Below are 16446 nucleotides of genomic sequence, written 5' to 3' on the forward strand. Positions count from 1 at the left end.
ATATCGAATGGTCCCAGGATACAGCATCAGTGATCAATTATCCGCAATGGATATTCATGCGATACATCAGTATATTGTGCGATCTTACTGGGCTGCGAACATCCCGAAAAAAACGTTGCAGCGCGGCTTGGAAAACTCTGTGTGTTTTGGTGTCTTTACTGACTCAAAGGAACAAGTGGGGTTTGCACGGATGATCACCGATAAAGCGACTTTTGCTTATTTGGCCGATGTGTATATTTTAGAAGAGCATCGAGGTAAAGGACTCAGTAAATGGTTAATGCATGAAATTATGGCGCACCCGGAATTGCAAGGATTACGTCGCATTATGTTGTGTACGCGTGATGCACATGGCCTTTATGAGGCGTTTGGTTTTCATGCACCGGATTTTCCGGAAACGGTAATGGAAATACGAAACTCAGATGTTTACAAAAAATATGAACGTTCATAGCATATTATCTTAATATTGGTAATCCACATCTTAATCAAGCACCGAATTGGCTCAGGTTCAGAATCGGTGCTTTAACGAATTGAAGTGTTATCTATATATCAAACTGTTTTACGACAGATAAAATGAGTGCTTCGCTTTCGGTGGGGTTACCATCTCGATTCATTTGGTCGGAAAGCTCTTTAGAGCTCACGATCATTGAAAATGTAAAGTCGAACCCTTCTAAGTGAGTACCGTAGCCCAACTCTATGTAGTCGCCGTTAAATTCATCACCAAAACGGCCGTATTTGCCGTAAAGTCCGTTGTGACTGAGCGTAAGTGAAACAAAATCATAATCGTCGTTAACGTGAGTACCACCGTCCCACTCTCCTTTCGCGTAGTCTATGCTGATAAAGCGGTACGCGATGCCTGCATTGAGTTCTTTGTAAGTATCGTCGAATTCACCGGTGTAGTAATAATTTGTAAATCCCACACTGGCGGAAATTGTATCGCTAAATTGATAGGAATAACGGCCGTAGAGATCGTACTCGAGTCCGTCACCAACTTCGGCACTCCAAATACCACCACTGAATTCTTCTGCACCAATATCGATGCCAGCGTTAGCCGACGACTCTTTTTGGAGCACACCTCGATAATAATACTCGGAGGCATAACCGATATTGGTCGAGAGCTCTATTGCCTGCAACGTGTTAACAAATAAGAACGAAAAAAAGATCAGTTTATTGATTTGGTTTCGTATTGTTTTCATTAGGAATTCCTCAAGTGTTTAATACCTGAAAACCTAGAATCATAAACTGTGCCATAAGTAATTAACGCTTTAATTACACGAGTTTTATACGTAAATGGATTTTAGAGTTGGAGTGTTTGCTTTAAAATGGTGCGAGAAAAACTTAATAGCATGTCATTTGCACTGAATTCATTCCGTCACCTTTTTTCTAAAAAGGCTTATGTTGTTTGAGGCATGGTAGCCATTCAATGAATTGTTTTAGTCGCGGTTGTTCACGCGGTTAGATGTATTAATTGCTGGGTTGATTATTACAATGAGGGATTTTATTTACTAACCGAGATTGCATATCCTTTAAGACGCTTTCATGAAAACGGTGAGGATTACTTGCCAGTAAATCACGTTTGTATTGCTCAATACCCACCAATTCCATGTTCACTTTAATGGATTGAAACAGTCTTGGAATTTTTTCTCCAGGAATTTGAACGTGATGCAACCCTCCGCTGTAAACGAATAAAATATTTCCAGAGTCCATCCGCTCCAATACTTCGGCTACGCCACCACGAACGGTCATGGGTTTGCCAAATTTATCGAGTCCATCGGCACGCTTCATACGACCTTCCGGTAAAATAATGACCATAGAATCGTGTTTAATTTGATCGAGAAAAAAGCGCCAGGAGTCATCGCGTTTGCGTGAGATAGGGATCAAACCAGGTAATAACGTCCGCAGTAATCGGCCAACAATAGGACGACTGGTTGTTATATCGGCTCCGGGCGCTATAAAGTGACGAGCAAATTGTTTTAAAAGCCAAAAAGGCGCCAGTCGAACAAAAACAGGTTCGTACAAACTGGTATGATTTAATAAAACCAGTAAACGAATGTCGGAAGGCTTGGATAAATTGTGTTGGCTTAGCCAACGAACATCGAAACGAAAAAATATCGACGACAAACCTTTAATCACAAGTAACAGTAATAGACTGAAATAATACGACACAGTAGTATTTTTAATTCAAATTAAAACTTTCTTAATTGCCAGGGAGTATCCGTATTGTGTGTTTGTCTTTTGACGGCTACGGATTGATTTTTACCTGAAAGAATTTTAATTTGGTACAGTGTTTCGTTAGCGAGAGTTGCGGTCGAATGACGATGCCAGGTTTTATGATACAGCTTTTTAATGGCTGCGTTGGTATCGGGCGAACGTTCTGCCAGTTGATGCGCTAACGCTAGTGCGCGCTTTTTTGGGTCTTCGTCCGTTTCACTGACAAGCCCTAACTTGAGTGCTTCATCTCCATTCATTATTTCAGCCGTCATTGCCAAACGCATGGCGTGATCCACCGGGAGTATTTCCGTTAAGGCTAAGGTACCGCCCATATCAGGAATGAGCCCCCATTGGCTTTCCATAATGGAAATGGAGCTGTCCGGACTGGCTATGCGAAAGTCGCTTCCTAACGCGATTTGCATTCCCCCACCCCAGCATCGGCCATGAATGGCCGTAATGACAGGAACGGGCAACTGACGCCACCCCGCGGCGACTTTTTGCGCCAAGTTCATGGCCCCGGGTCGCCATTTCCACAACAATCGTATCGCATTCATTTTGTGGCTCATCACCGATTTAACATCTAAACCGCTGCAGAAATCGCTGCCTTTTCCTTCCAATATAATGGCGCGTAACTGCCGATCTTTTTTTAATTGTTGCTGAGCCTTGTTCAGTGCCAGAAACATTTCCATATCGAGCGCATTCAGTTTATCGGGACGATTAAGAATGACGCGTACGATACCATTTGATGGTTCTATCAAGACTCGAGACATATTTATCGCTTTACATTAAAAAGGAGCGAGCCAGTTTAATCGCTTTCATGTAAAAAATCATACTTAGTATTCTCGATGAAAAAACAAAGGGGCACGTTTTTTGGGGTGATTGCCGATACGATCCATAGTATCGGCTTGATATAAGCGGCCATTTAACATCACCTTATCCACCTGATCTGTGCGTTGAATGTCAAGTAACGGGTTTTCATTTAAGATGACTAAGTCGGCCAGTTTGCCGACTTCGATAGAGCCTAAGTCTTGATCCAATCCAAGATAACGAGCGCTGTCGAGTGTTGCAGCACGCAGTGCTTGATGCGGGCTCATACCACCCTGCACAAACATCCACATTTCCCAATGACTGCCTAAACCTTCTCGCTGGCCATGCGCGCCAAGGTTGATTCCTACTCCTAAATTCTGCAGTTTGGCAGCAACTCGTGCAGCGCGAAAATGATTGTAGTCTTCTTCCGGTGCCATGGTTCGTCGAATGGCTCTTGGCCAAAGCACAAACTTGGGTACAAAACGGCGTAACAACGGGTGTTTCCAAACTTCATAGTGTTGATACCAATAGTTTTCACCCCACAGGCCACCGTAGGCCACTGTTAACGTTGGTGTGTACCCGACTCGCGTTTGTGACCAAAGTTGTTCAATGTCGGCGTAGATTTCAGCGGTTGGGATCGCGTGTTCGATACCAGTATGGCCATCGACGATCATCGTCAAATTATGTTGCAGCAATGAGCCCCCTTCTGGCACGACCATCATGCCGGTTTGGCGCGCCGCGTCTAAAATCATTTGTCGTTGATCGCGTCGTGGCTGGTTGTAACTTTTTACCGAAATTGCTCCCACTGACTTCATGCGTTTTAAATGGGCAAACGCATCTTCACGCTTTTCAACTTCAGCGGTAAAGGCGGTTTCTGCTCCGTAAAGTATGGTTCCGGTACTGAATATTCTAGGCGCTAAGATTTTTCCGGCTTTCGCTAATTCACTGGCCGCAAAAATAGTTGAAGTGTCATTGGAGGGATCGTGCAGTGTCGTAACGCCGAACGCCAAGTTAGCGAGGTTTACCCAGTTTTGTTGTGGAATGATCTCATGAACGCCCTGAAGACCATGCCAGTGAACATCGATGAGTCCTGGAATAATGGTTTTGCCCGCCAGATTAATGGTGTTGACACCTTTTGGAGGGGTTAAGGTGCCTGGCTCACCTATTGCGGTAATACGGTTTCCCTCGATGAGCATATCCGCATGTTCCAGAACTTGAGCGCCAACCATGGTTATCACGCGCGCGTTTTGTAGCAGATAACTGCCCCTTGGTTGGTCATGATCTCCAGAAAATCCCAGCTCGCTATCGTTTGGAGTGGGCGTGCTCTCAGCGCTCAACTCGGCTATGGACTGTGAAAAAAGTTGATCGCCCTGCGACCAGTAAAGTGTTTGACTGTCACCCGACCAACTTAAGTTTTCACCGCTGAAAGGACTGACTTTGTAGACAGGCAATTGCTTACTTTTATGATCAGCCGCGTAGCCCATGCTGGTTTCCACAAAAGGAGCGATAAACACTTGAAAGCGCTCAACATAAGCAATCCATTTGCCATCGGGTGAAACCCGGTATTCGGAAGCCCAAGGCGTGTGCAGTCGCTCTTGAACATCGTTGCCATTAAGGTTCATGTCGACCAGCGTATGGAGCGTTTTATCGCCTTCCCGCCGAGTGCGATTGATAAAAAGGCGATCATTGCGGTTTGCAAAATGAGGCTGATGACCGTCTTTACTGACGAAATCCGCAGAACCGCCGTTGGCGTCGATATGATAAAGGCCGGTATCGCCCGAGTAGTGTGAACTGGTTAGGTAGCCACCGGCTACTTTTCGGAAAACGACGGATTTCCCGTCGGGTGAAAACTGCGGTTCAATGTAAAGCCCTGGCTGCTGCGTCAGTACTTTACTGCTGCCACCGTTGGCGCGTACTTTTTTAACCTGCCCGAGCTTTTGATCATTCCAACTGGTGAATACCACCCATTCTCCATCGCGAGAAAACGCGGGATAAAACTCAAAATCCTCGTGTTGTTGAGTTAAGCGCTCGGGTTTGCCGTTTGGTAAAGTACGCCGGTAAAGGTGACCTAACGCCTGAAACACCACACTGTCCTCTTTCGGGGATATCGTCACCCATCGCAGCATTTTTACCGCGAATTTGTCTTCGGCCACTTTTGTCGGAAATCTAAGCGCTTCACGAATTTCTCGTTGATCCCGAACATGAAACGGTATTTCGGTAACCGCTAATGTGGTGGTATTGAGGCGTTTAATTTTGCCACCAGCCCAAAAAATGAGATCGCGACTGTCAGGAGTCCAGGCAAAGTTAGGGTACACACCATGAATGGCCCAGGTTTCTTGCATGTCACGATCAAGTTGTTGATAAACAGGCGCTAGCGCGCCAGAGTCGAGATCTTTGATAAACAGGCTCGATTGATTTCGAATGCGACGGACAAAGGCTAACTTATTGCCATCCGGAGACGGTGTCGGACGAACGGCACCGCCAGGGCCACTGACTTCGGTATTGATGACACCGTCTTTAAGACGAATGCTGAATATTTCGTAAATCTGTTCATTTGAGTTTTTACTGTATTCAAAGATTTTGCCCGACGTAGAATCGCGACTGAAATAGACTTTATTACCGTCTGCTGAGTAAACCGGCTCACCCAAATCTTTTTGATCATTTGGCCGCTTATTAAGCTGAACGCCTTGCCCGCCATCGCGGTGATAGAGCCAGATCTCACCAGCACCAAGCGAGCGGCTGGAAGTAAAATGTTTACGTGCCACCACAAACCGACCATCGGGTGACCAGGATGGGTTATTCAACAATCGAAAGGATTCATCCGTTATAGCGCGGGCTTCGCTGCCATCGGTGCGAATACGCCAGATATTATCGCCGCCGTTGGCATCGGAAGTGTAGGCGATCCATTGGCCATCGGGACTAAATCTCGGTTGCATGTCCCACGCCATACCGTTGGTGAGCTTTTTGGCTTCACCGCCCTGTATCGCTAACAAATACAGATCGCCCAACAGATCAAACACCAGTTGTTTGCCATCGGGGCTCACATCGACATTCATCCAAGTGCCTTCGCGTACATCGATTTCGATGGTTTTGGCTGGCCCTGGTGGTTGATTAACATTCCAATCCGCTGACCAACTCAATAACGAGATAACCAGTAACCCGATACTTGACGATAGGTGGTGATAGATCGTCTTGAATCGACAGTTTTTGCGGTGCATTGTAATCTCCTAGACTAAATTTCTTGTTGGCAGGTGATGATTTGCGGGTAAAGATCGGCCAAAAGCACTATTTAAGTCTTGTTATTCCGGTTCAGTTGAACAAAAATTAGCTGATTTTTCAGCGATTTGCTGAGAATTTTTAAGAAATATATTAAACTGTGATCAATATCTTAAAAGAGAATCGCTCTAAGTGGATTGGCTAAAAAGAATAACGAGCAAAAATAATAAGCGCATAGGCCTTCAACTTGAAGGCAGTTTGCTCAGTTATTGTTTACTTCAGCCAGCTGCAGAAAAACCTCAATTGGTCGCCATTGATCAGCTTTCAACCGACGAAGTCTCTCCCGAAACTCTACTTAGCTCATTGGTACAGAAGTTGGGGGCAAAAAATGCCGATGCCTACTGGATTTTGCCTTCGGAGCATTATCGCTTGTTAACCATAGAGCGGCCTGCTGTACCGGATACCGAACTCAGTGAGGCCATTCGTTGGCAGATTAAGGACCAAATCGACTTTGCTATTGATCAGGCCGTCATCGAACATTTTCATTATCCCGAAGGTTTACCAGGCGCAAATCGAATTTACGTGGTCGTTGCCCATCGCAAAGCGATTGAAGAAATCATAGCGATAAGTGAAAAGGCCGATCTCAACTTGCAAGCCATCGATATTGCCGAGTTAGCGTTAGGTAATGTGATCAACCCGTTGTTGCAAAGTGGACAAAACATTGCTTTTTTGGCTGAAAACCCTCGTGGATTGTCGGTCAATTGCTTTTTTGGTAACGAATTCGCTTTTACACGTGGTTTACCCGATGTTTATTTGCCCAGACCAAGTGAAAGTGAAGAAACACTAGAGCTTGATGTGGACATTGGCCAAGATCAAGGCAGCGATCGATTGCTGCTTGAAATTCAACGAACGCTCGACTACTACGAAAGTCAAATATCACGACAAGCAATCACCCGCATTATCATTCCTGACTTGGGAGATAAAACCGACGCGTTAAATGAACTGCTGCATTCAAATCTTGGAATAGCAGTGGATACGTTGCAAATGGAAAGTTTTTGCCAGTGGCCCGAAACCATGACCGAAGAGCACATATCACGGCGCCTCTCGGTGTGTGGTGGCCTGTTTCGGCAAGTAGGAGTGACTCATGCAGCAAATTAATCTTTATTTGCCCGAGTTTCGGCCGAAAAAAGAAGTTTTAAGTTTTAACCAGTTGTTAATGGCGTTGGCTGCATTGGTGTTTATATATACGGCTCTCGGACTCTGGATCAACAACAGTACTTTAATATTGAATGATCAACTGGAACAACGTCGCGCCATGTTAGAACCGTTGCAAATACAAAAGCAGGAGTTGGAAAAAATGGTGGCCAATCGCCCAGACAGCGGGCAATTGGATCTGGAGTTGGCTGCGGTTGAGTACGATATTCAAAATAAAATCATTGCGCTGAATACTTTAAAGAACAGCGATATCGCCGCTAGCAAAGGGTTTAGTGATTTGCTGCGTGATTTGGCAAAAATAAAAAGCCGTCGTTTGTGGTTTACGAAAATTGAGTTGAACCAGGATGTTTTGGTTTTAAAAGGGCAAACGTTAAATCCAGAAAAAATTACCGAGTGGATTGAGCAAGCAACGCAACAACAAACCCTGAGTCGACAATTTTCTGCAATAAGTATCCAACAGAACGAGCAGGACAAACGGGTTTACGATTTTGCACTTAATGGTGGAGTCATGGTACGACATGAGCGATAACAATCCATTGCAAAAGGTTAAGGAAAAATATTCAGGATTAGAGTCGCGTCATCGACTCATGATACTCGGCTTATTAGCGGTTGTTATTTTGCTGTTTTTTGATCTTTTTTGGTACCAGCCGCAAGATGAAAAGCAAAAACGATTAAAGCGTGATTTAACCAACATCGAAAAGCAACACCAGGATTTAGCTAAAGCGGTGCAACAACGTCAGCAAGAGTTAATGGGGACCGCACACACCGAGAAACGTAAAAAAATCGAAAGTTTAAAAATGCAAGAGCAACAAATCGATGCGGCACTTTCGGAATATGCGCAATTGGTATCGCCCCGTCAAATGCCGGGTTTATTGAAAGACTTTTTTGATAACAGTAAATCATTAAAGCTGGTAGGACTATCTAAGCACGAAGTAAAACCAGCGTTTAAAAATGTAAAGGCCGAACGCCCCGTTCAGGACAGCTCATCGATGGCGAGTCAACGTATCGAGTTTTATCGCCATGAATTTACCGTCAGTTTGAGAGGCCGGTACTTTGAGTTGGAAAAAAGTTTGAAAGCGTTGGAGGCAATGAACATTAAAATTTATTGGGACAGTCTGCATTACGAAGTGAAAGACTATCCCGTCGCTAACATTAAATTAACCGTTTACACCTTTAGTTATGATAAAAACTGGATTGGCGCATAGTTTGATTTTGATTGTTCTGTTTGCCTTTGGTGCTATGGCTGCCGAACAAACGCCTTTATCGGATCCAACGCGACCCTTAATCGATGTGGGTGCAGTGGGTAAACCGGTTGACACTGCTAAAACCATTGCGGTACGTAAAAAAATCAATCAGTTGAAAGCCATTATTATTCAGAACAAAAGTAAAAAAGCCATAATCGACGAGAAAACGGTTGCTGTTGGCGAATCAATTAATGGGTTCATCGTACATAAAATTAATGATAAAAAAGTCGTTTTGCGCAGAGGTTCAGAGTATAAAACATTAACTTTGATACCAACGGTAAAAGCGGAAAACAAGCAGGGTTAAATATGAGAATGCATAAGTGGCTATATACAGTTCTTACAGCGATGTATTTATCATCCTGTGCGACTTTCGTTGATGATTCAACACCTCATCAAAGCAGAGTTGATACGTTGGCACAAAAAACGTTTAATGACGAGCAACATGAAACCGTATCGGTGCCCGATAGCAACGCCAACGCAATACTTGAAAGCTTATTACCGGAAGTTTCACTGGGAAAAAGCAGCGAACGCACGTCACCTAGGTTTGATGTAAAAGCCGATGGTTTGCCCTTAAACCAGTTTTTAATGGGGTTGGTGGACGATACCCATATGAACATCATGGTGGATCCGGACTTAACGCAAAAAGTGACCTTGCAACTCAATAATGTGACTGTGGAAGATGTACTGGCAATGTTGGAACAAACACACGATATTGATGTTCGTCGTCAGGGTAACATTTATTATATTGGCGGCTCTAAGGTACAAACGGCGGTTTATCCACTCGATTATTTAAACCTAAACCGGAAAGGAAAATCACAAACACAGGTCAGTTCCGGACAAATCTATGCATCAGGTCAAGGCGGCGGTCAAGGTCGTAGTGGTGGCTCGGGTAGTTCATCCGGGAAAGGCGGTGGCCAAAGTGTGAATACCATTAATTCCTCGAAAATAGAAACCGAGTCGGAAACTAATTTATGGCAGGAAGTACAAACCGCTTTAGAGGCAATCGCAGCGCAAGATGAAAACAGTTTTGTTATGGTAAGCCCGCAGACTGGTATTGTTCTTGTTAAAGCACGACCGATGGTGCAACGGCAAGTAGCGGAATACTTAGGCGTCGCGCAAGCGAACCTGGGTCGTCAAGTGATACTGGAAGCAAAAATTCTCGAAGTCCGACTTAATGATGATTTTCAGGCCGGTGTAGACTGGTCGAAAGTTCATGTTAACGGTGCCGGAAATCTCATTGCGCTGGGTCAATTAGGGCAAGTACTGGATGTGCCGGCAGAAGCCAATCCGATCAACGGCGTATTCAATTTACTGTATCAGTCCGATCCGGATGATGCGGATCCTTTTAGTGCTACCATTCAATTGCTTGAGCAACAAGGCAACGTGCAAGTGTTATCGAGCCCACGAATTTCTACCATTAATAATCAAAAAGCCGTGATTAAAGTGGGCACCGATGAATTTTATGTAACCGATGTCAGTACAACAACAACTTCTGGGATCAGTTCTACTACCACACCGGATGTCACATTGACGCCTTTCTTTTCCGGTATCGCGTTGGATGTCATGCCTCAAGTCAGTGCCAATGGTGAAATCATATTGCATGTGCATCCTTCAGTCAGTGAAGTAGTGGATCAAACCAAACGCATTCAAATTGGTGATCAAGATCTGTCGTTGCCTTTGGCTTTAAGCAGTATTCGCGAGTCGGATTCCATTGTGAAGTTAAAAAGCGGTCAGGTGGTGGTTGTCGGTGGTTTGATGCAAAATCAGGTCGTAAAAAGTGAATCCGGTTTTCCCATTATCAGTAGCATTCCTGTGCTTGGTAATTTGTTCAAACAGCAACGAGATAAAGTTGTGAAAAGTGAACTGGTGTTGTTATTAAAAGCGTCAGTGATTGAAAATTACGATTGGAAAATGCATTTACAGGAATCACAAAACCGATTTAAGTCTTTTAGTCAATAATCAGGAAGGCGCTATGTATCTGTATCACTATGGTTTCCGAAAGTTGCCTTTTTCGTTAACACCCGATACGGATTTATTTTGCGCATTACCCAGTCATAAAGCCGCATTAAACACATTAAAATTTGCTCTTTCAAGCGGAGAGGCCTTTTGTAAGATAACCGGAGAAGTCGGCTCCGGTAAAACCATGCTGTGTCGATTGTTAATGAATAAAATTGGTCAACAACGTCAAATCGCCTATATCCCTAACCCCGTACTCTCCCCTCGCGAACTAAAGCTTTCTTTAGCCCATGAATTAAATATGCGAATTCAGCAAAACGTAGGCGAAGAACAGTTAGTTCCAAGAATACAAAAAAAGTTAATTGAAGTGTGTAAAAAGAAAGGCCCGGTGATTTTAATTATTGACGAAGCGCAAACTATGCCGGATGAAACATTAGAAGCCTTGCGGCTATTTACCAATCTCGAAACAGAAACGCATAAATTGCTGCAAATTGTGCTTTTCGCACAACCGGAATTAGACGAAAAGTTAGCTCAACCGCATTTGCGCCAATTACGGCAACGTATTGTTTTCAGTCATCGATTAAAACCATTAACGAAAACTGAAACTCAACATTATATCTTGCACAGAATGCAGCGTGTCTCAAACGTTTCATCAATTGTTTTTACTAAACCGGCATTGAGCGCTTTATTTCATGCCAGTGGTGGCATTCCTCGATTGATCAATGTTTTAGCGCACAAGGCATTAATGCTGGGTTTTGGGCAAGGCTCGAATCGGATCGGTTTTTCACACATTTGGCGCGCAATAATTGATACGGAAGACACTCGAAAGTTTTCTTTAAGAGTTCGGCAGGCGCTGTGGCTAAGTGGGTTAGGCATTTTCAGTAGCAGCGCATTCGCGTTATGGGTATTGCCATGAGTGTCGTCAATCAAATGCTGAAAGACTTGGAGCAACAAAACGCCAATGCACAATTGCAGTTTGATGCGGATATTCAGCAGCTAAATATTAAAGAAAAGCGCTTTAGCGTCTGGCTTTTGTTATTGATCGTAAGTTTTATTGCCATCGCTTTATTATGGCTCAATACGTCGGAGTCATTTTTAATTGCCGATCAGGTTGATGTCGCAAAAACGAGCGTTGAGCAACCAGTAGACATGGTTAAAGCTTCGAAAGCTGTTGTTGAACTGTCGCAACAAGAAACGATAATCACTGTTGAAAAAAAACCGATGTTAGAAGAAGGTTTCGTCGATCTATCGCCAAAAGTTGAACAGGTTGCGCATAAATTAGAGGCGATCCCTAATGATACAAAAGTGAGCACAATAGATAATACTAAAGAACTTGAAAAGCCAGCGGTTACTGAGAAAGCTATCCCAACAACGGCGACTGTGAGTCTTAAAGTTGTCAATAAATCAACCGATGATAAAGCGTTAAAAGCGATAAAACAAAGCCCTATTGTTAAACACGTTTCGGCCGCACAAAGTAAACAGGAACAACTCGACTCCGCCAAACAAAATATTGAACAAAAAAACTATGCTTTGGCTCAAACGCAATTACAAAGTTTAATAACAGAGTTTTCCGATTTTCATGCGGCTAGAGAATTATTGGCTTTTGTTTATTTGCAAACCGGTAATGATCAATATTTGGTTGAACTACTGGAAAAAGCGGTGACTGACTTTCCTGGGTATGTGAACTATCGAGTGCTGCTCGCACGGTATTATGCGGATATTAAAGATTGGCAATCCGTAATTAATATTATTAATGCGCAAACGGGTTTTTCAGGTAATGAAAGCTTGCAGTTGATGCACGCGTTAGCCCTGCAGCAAGTTAATCAGCATAAACAAGCTATCGAAGTTTACATCCCACTGTTGCGTGATAATCCTCAGCGAGGCGATTGGTGGATTGGTATGGCGGTCTCTTTGGAATCGTTAAAGCGTTATCGCGATGCGTATCAAGCGCTTTTGAGGGCACAGCGTGATCCTCGCCTTTCTCTACAACAAAATCAGTACATCAAGGCTAAAACTCAAGAGCTGAAAGGTCATTTTTAATGTTAAGAAAAAAAATTCGACTGGGTGATTTGCTTGTTGAAGGAAAGGTAATTTCCGAACAACAATTGATGGATGCGCTCAAACAACAAAAATCGACTGGACAAAAACTGGGAGCGACGCTGGTCAACTTAGGTTACGTTGGTGAAGAACAGTTACTCCGATTTTTGGCGCAACAGCTAGAGATTGACTACATCGACTTACCTAACTTTAAAATTAATGAAGCAGCAGTTACCTCACTGAATGAAATACAGGCACGTCGATTTCGTACTCTGGTCATTGATGAAAAGGCCGACGGATTTTTAATCGCAATGGCCGATCCAACCGATTTGAATCGCTACGATCAAATTCAAAATATTTTACAAAAACCGGTGAAAGTGAGCGTCGCCAAAGAAGCGGATATTATTCGCAATATCGATTTGTTTTATCGTAAAACCAGCGAGATCAGCTCACTTGCAGAAGAGCTACAAGACGAGCTGGGCACCGAAGAGTTTGAATTACCTACTTTAGCAGAAACCACCGATACGGATGAAGCGCCGGTTGCAAAATTATTACAAAGTGTGTTTGAAGAAGCGGTGCAGTTGGCAGCATCCGATATTCACATAGAACCGGATCAAGACGTATTAAGGATCCGGCTGCGTGTCGACGGCGTACTGCAAGAACAAGTGATGAAAGAAAAACGGATTGCACCAGCCTTGGTATTGCGATTGAAGTTGATGTGTGGACTCGACATTTCGGAAAAACGCAAACCACAAGATGGTCGCTTCAATATCAAAGTTCGAGGCCACAACGTTGATGTGCGTTTGTCTACCATGCCTGTGCAACACGGTGAGTCGGTTGTGATGCGTTTGCTTGATCAAACCAGTGGCATATTGCGACTTGATGAAGTGGGTATGGATGGTGAGGTTCTTAAACAGTTTCGTCAATTATTACGATCTCAGCATGGTATGATTTTGGTTACTGGCCCTACTGGCTCCGGTAAAACCACAACGCTTTATTCAGCGCTTACCGAACTTAATTCCCCAGAGAAGAAAATCATCACCATAGAAGATCCGGTTGAATATTACTTGGCACGTGTGAATCAAGTACAAGTGAATACGAAAATCGGTTTGGATTTTTCGCGCGTGTTGCGAGCTGTATTGCGTCAAGATCCCGATATTGTATTGGTAGGAGAAATGCGCGATCAGGAAACGGCCGAAATCGGTTTGCGCGCTGCAATGACCGGTCACTTAGTATTATCAACGTTACATACTAACGATTCCATTTCTTCCGCATTACGACTTGCCGATATGGGTGCTGAGCCTTACTTGGTGGCCAGTGCTTTACGTGGCATTATCGCTCAACGATTGGTTAAGCGCGTGTGTAGCTATTGCAGTAAAGATCATGTTATTGAAGCGCAAGAGCGTAATTGGTTGCAAGAGCGAGTAAAGATTGACTTAACGCAAGTCACCTTCAAGCAAGGGGAAGGTTGCACGCAATGTAATAACACCGGTTATCGCGGCCGAATCGCAATTCACGAAATGTTAGTGCTCGATGACGCAATGCTGAGTGCACTTAGACGAAATAACGTTGATGAGTTTAATAATGCGGCAAAAGCATCACCACTCTATAAATCATTAATTGATAGTGTGATTCAATTGTCAGTGAAAGGCGTTACTTCACTCGAAGAAGTGTACCGAATCGGCGAAACCGTCGAAGAAACTGACTTACTTCCAGGCGGAGTGGAATAAAGGCTTTGATCATTACTGACTTAGTTCCGACAAACTCTTAGGTAATACACTCATTCGGATTAATCATGCCAATTTTTGAGTATAAAGCAAGACGCAGTAACGGCGCTGCCGTAAATGGCACGTTAGAAGCGAATAATCGAGAAGCGATAGCGGAACGCTTGCAAGGGCAAGGTTTAATCCCTGTTAGTATTACGGAGCAAAAAGACAAATCGAGCGATGCCGTCCAGGCATTAAAAGAACTGCTGAAACCGAAAAAAGTTGAAAGCAAAGACTTGGTGATGTTTTCTCGACAAATGTACAGTTTAACCAAGGCCGGTGTACCGCTTAATCGGGCAATTATTGGTTTAATCGAAACCACCCATAGTATTCCGTTACGGGAAGCGCTCAGAGATATTTTAGATGGACTCACCGCGGGTAATGATTTGGCAACCTGCTTTTCTCGTCACCCTAATATTTTTAATTCTTTTTATGTCAGCTTGATTCATGTGGGGGAAAATTCCGGAAACTTGGAAGAAGCCTTTATGCGGTTGGCTACCTATTTAGAATTGGAAGAAGAAAACAGGAACCGCGTTAAATCAGCAATGCGTTACCCCACCATTGTATTGAGTTTATTAATTTTAGCCTTTGCGGTTATCAACTGGTTTGTTATTCCGAAACTCACGATGTTGTTTCGTAGCCTTTCGAATGAACAACTGCCTATTTTTACGCGTATATTGATAAATACTTCTAATTTTTTTGTTGATTACTGGTATCTCATTGTTGGCGGTGCGGCAGTTGCGGCAATTACCGCCTACCAATACGTGAATACTGAAAATGGTCGACTTAAGTGGGACGAGAAAAAACTGAAAATACCGGTATTTGGCAGCATAATTTATCGAGCATTATTGGCGCGTTTTACGCGCAGTTTTGCGATGATGTCTCGCGCCGGCGTAGCGGTCACCCATGCATTAGGTGTGGTCTCTTTGGTGGTCGATAACAAGTATGTCGGCGGTCATATTCTCGATATGCGAACCGGTGTTGAGCGTGGTGAAAGCATTACGCAGGCCGCGGCAAAAAGTAAAATGTTTTCATCGTTAGTGATGCAAATGCTGAGTGTTGGTGAAAGTACCGGTAATGTTGATGAAATGTTGGAAGAAGTGGCTGATTTTTACGAACGTGAAGTGGACTACGACATCAAAAAAATCGGTGACTATATTGAACCCTTTTTAATTGTTGTGGTGGGTGCCATGATACTAGTACTTGCGCTTGGTGTATTTATGCCGGTGTGGGAGCTGGCCGCTGGTTCTGGCCGATGATTGGGTTACGGACAAGTTAACTTCATGACATTGGCATTCTCACGACAATTTGGCTGGTCGCTTTTTTTACTAATGTTCACTGCTGTTTTGCTGTGGACATGGCTTAATCCGAGCGAACGGCAAGCCGCGCAAATGCACCGTCGAACCATGACTATGACAACCGCAGCCTTTCAAGACGCCGTGATCTATGCACACCTGAAATATCACTCCAATACGCATGGTAAAGGACCGGCCATTGATCTTATCGAGCTTAGTGGTGCGGGGCTGGATTATAACGAACAAGGTTTTCCAGTGGGCATTGAACACACAATCGATTCAGTAAAACTTCCGATAACAATTAAAGATTGCCGGCAACTGTGGGAAACCTTGCTCACGCCTATGCGCCCTTATGTATGGCCGGAACAGAATGCGAGTCTTAGAGTAAGCGTTGTAGATAGTAAGTGTGTATTTACTTCTATATTTTATAGCGAACAAAGTATTGTATATGACCCTGCGAGTGGGCAGGTGAGCCTTAAGATGTTAGAGTGATTTTTCCTTTCATCTAAGCCAGCTTTAGGCTTTTCCGTTAAAACTGCAAAGATAATCTGAAATAATCAAATTATCTTCGTAAAATATCGGTAGGCGACTGATGGAAATCTTACGAAATGTTGCTGTGGGAGTCCCGCTAAATCACACTACCCTTGTTGCTATTCTCTTTGATTACAAAGCTCCAAACGATAAAATCCATAGGTACTTAGC

Annotated in this window: 15 protein-coding genes; 11 read left to right on the forward strand and 4 right to left on the reverse strand. The window is 43.7% G+C overall.

The window, feature by feature from the left end; genetic code table 11:
• Nucleotides 1-7 precede the first annotated feature (7 nt).
• Complete coding sequence (locus tag ACTUJY_RS07095) at nt 8-448, forward strand: GNAT family N-acetyltransferase (protein WP_463615371.1); 441 nt, start codon at nt 8-10, stop codon at nt 446-448.
• Nucleotides 449-539: 91 nt separating this feature from the next.
• On the opposite strand, the gene ACTUJY_RS07100 is transcribed toward ACTUJY_RS07095, so the two are convergent.
• The 4 genes from ACTUJY_RS07100 to ACTUJY_RS07115 all read right to left on the reverse strand — a co-directional run bounded on the left by ACTUJY_RS07100 (nt 540) and on the right by ACTUJY_RS07115 (nt 6233).
• A complete protein-coding gene (locus tag ACTUJY_RS07100; RefSeq protein ID WP_463615372.1) occupies nt 540-1193 on the reverse strand; it encodes a TorF family putative porin in 654 nt (217 codons plus the stop codon).
• 268 nt (nt 1194-1461) lie between these two features.
• Nucleotides 1462-2118 carry a 1-acyl-sn-glycerol-3-phosphate acyltransferase gene (locus ACTUJY_RS07105; RefSeq protein WP_463615373.1) on the reverse strand — a complete coding sequence of 219 codons (657 nt, stop codon included), beginning with the start codon at nt 2116-2118 and terminating at the stop codon, nt 1462-1464.
• A gap of 65 nt (nt 2119-2183) precedes the next feature.
• Nucleotides 2184-2978 carry a crotonase/enoyl-CoA hydratase family protein gene (locus ACTUJY_RS07110; RefSeq protein ID WP_463615374.1) on the reverse strand — a complete coding sequence of 265 codons (795 nt, stop codon included), beginning with the start codon at nt 2976-2978 and terminating at the stop codon, nt 2184-2186.
• A 63-nt stretch (nt 2979-3041) separates the two neighbouring features.
• Nucleotides 3042-6233, reverse strand: a complete 3192-nt coding sequence (locus tag ACTUJY_RS07115; RefSeq protein WP_463615375.1) for an amidohydrolase family protein — start codon at nt 6231-6233, stop codon at nt 3042-3044.
• Nucleotides 6234-6423: 190 nt separating this feature from the next.
• Here ACTUJY_RS07115 and pilM point away from each other — a divergent pair, with 190 nt between their 5' ends.
• From pilM to ACTUJY_RS07165, 10 genes are all read left to right on the forward strand, one after another.
• Nucleotides 6424-7389 (forward strand): type IV pilus biogenesis protein PilM, encoded by a 966-nt coding sequence (pilM, locus tag ACTUJY_RS07120; RefSeq protein ID WP_463615376.1) that lies wholly within the window; start codon nt 6424-6426, stop codon nt 7387-7389.
• Nucleotides 7376-7975 carry a PilN domain-containing protein gene (locus ACTUJY_RS07125; RefSeq protein ID WP_463615377.1) on the forward strand — a complete coding sequence of 200 codons (600 nt, stop codon included), beginning with the start codon at nt 7376-7378 and terminating at the stop codon, nt 7973-7975. The genes pilM and ACTUJY_RS07125 overlap by 14 nt, the downstream gene beginning before the upstream one ends.
• The gene (locus ACTUJY_RS07130; protein WP_463615378.1) at nt 7965-8651 is read left to right on the forward strand and encodes a hypothetical protein; all 687 of its coding nucleotides are present in this window, start codon (nt 7965-7967) and stop codon (nt 8649-8651) included. Before ACTUJY_RS07125 ends, ACTUJY_RS07130 begins: the two co-directional genes overlap by 11 nt.
• 1 nt (nt 8652) lies before the next feature.
• Nucleotides 8653-8994, forward strand: coding sequence for a hypothetical protein (locus ACTUJY_RS07135; RefSeq protein WP_463615379.1), 342 nt, complete (start codon nt 8653-8655; stop codon nt 8992-8994).
• Nucleotides 8995-9002: 8 nt separating this feature from the next.
• Nucleotides 9003-10649, forward strand: coding sequence for a pilus (MSHA type) biogenesis protein MshL (mshL, locus tag ACTUJY_RS07140; protein ID WP_463615380.1), 1647 nt, complete (start codon nt 9003-9005; stop codon nt 10647-10649).
• Nucleotides 10650-10662: 13 nt separating this feature from the next.
• Nucleotides 10663-11562, forward strand: coding sequence for an ExeA family protein (locus ACTUJY_RS07145; protein WP_463615381.1), 900 nt, complete (start codon nt 10663-10665; stop codon nt 11560-11562).
• Nucleotides 11559-12686 carry a tetratricopeptide repeat protein gene (locus ACTUJY_RS07150; RefSeq protein WP_463615382.1) on the forward strand — a complete coding sequence of 376 codons (1128 nt, stop codon included), beginning with the start codon at nt 11559-11561 and terminating at the stop codon, nt 12684-12686. The genes ACTUJY_RS07145 and ACTUJY_RS07150 overlap by 4 nt, the downstream gene beginning before the upstream one ends.
• On the forward strand, nt 12686-14413 hold the full coding sequence (locus ACTUJY_RS07155; RefSeq protein ID WP_463615383.1) for a GspE/PulE family protein: 1728 nt from the start codon (nt 12686-12688) through the stop codon (nt 14411-14413). The genes ACTUJY_RS07150 and ACTUJY_RS07155 overlap by 1 nt, the downstream gene beginning before the upstream one ends.
• 65 nt (nt 14414-14478) lie before the next feature.
• Nucleotides 14479-15708 carry a type II secretion system F family protein gene (locus ACTUJY_RS07160; RefSeq protein ID WP_463615384.1) on the forward strand — a complete coding sequence of 410 codons (1230 nt, stop codon included), beginning with the start codon at nt 14479-14481 and terminating at the stop codon, nt 15706-15708.
• Between the two features lie 132 nt (nt 15709-15840).
• Nucleotides 15841-16236 carry a hypothetical protein gene (locus tag ACTUJY_RS07165; protein WP_463615385.1) on the forward strand — a complete coding sequence of 132 codons (396 nt, stop codon included), beginning with the start codon at nt 15841-15843 and terminating at the stop codon, nt 16234-16236.
• Nucleotides 16237-16446: the final 210 nt, after the last annotated feature.

This window comes from Pleionea sp. WD8-19 (assembly GCF_055326765.1).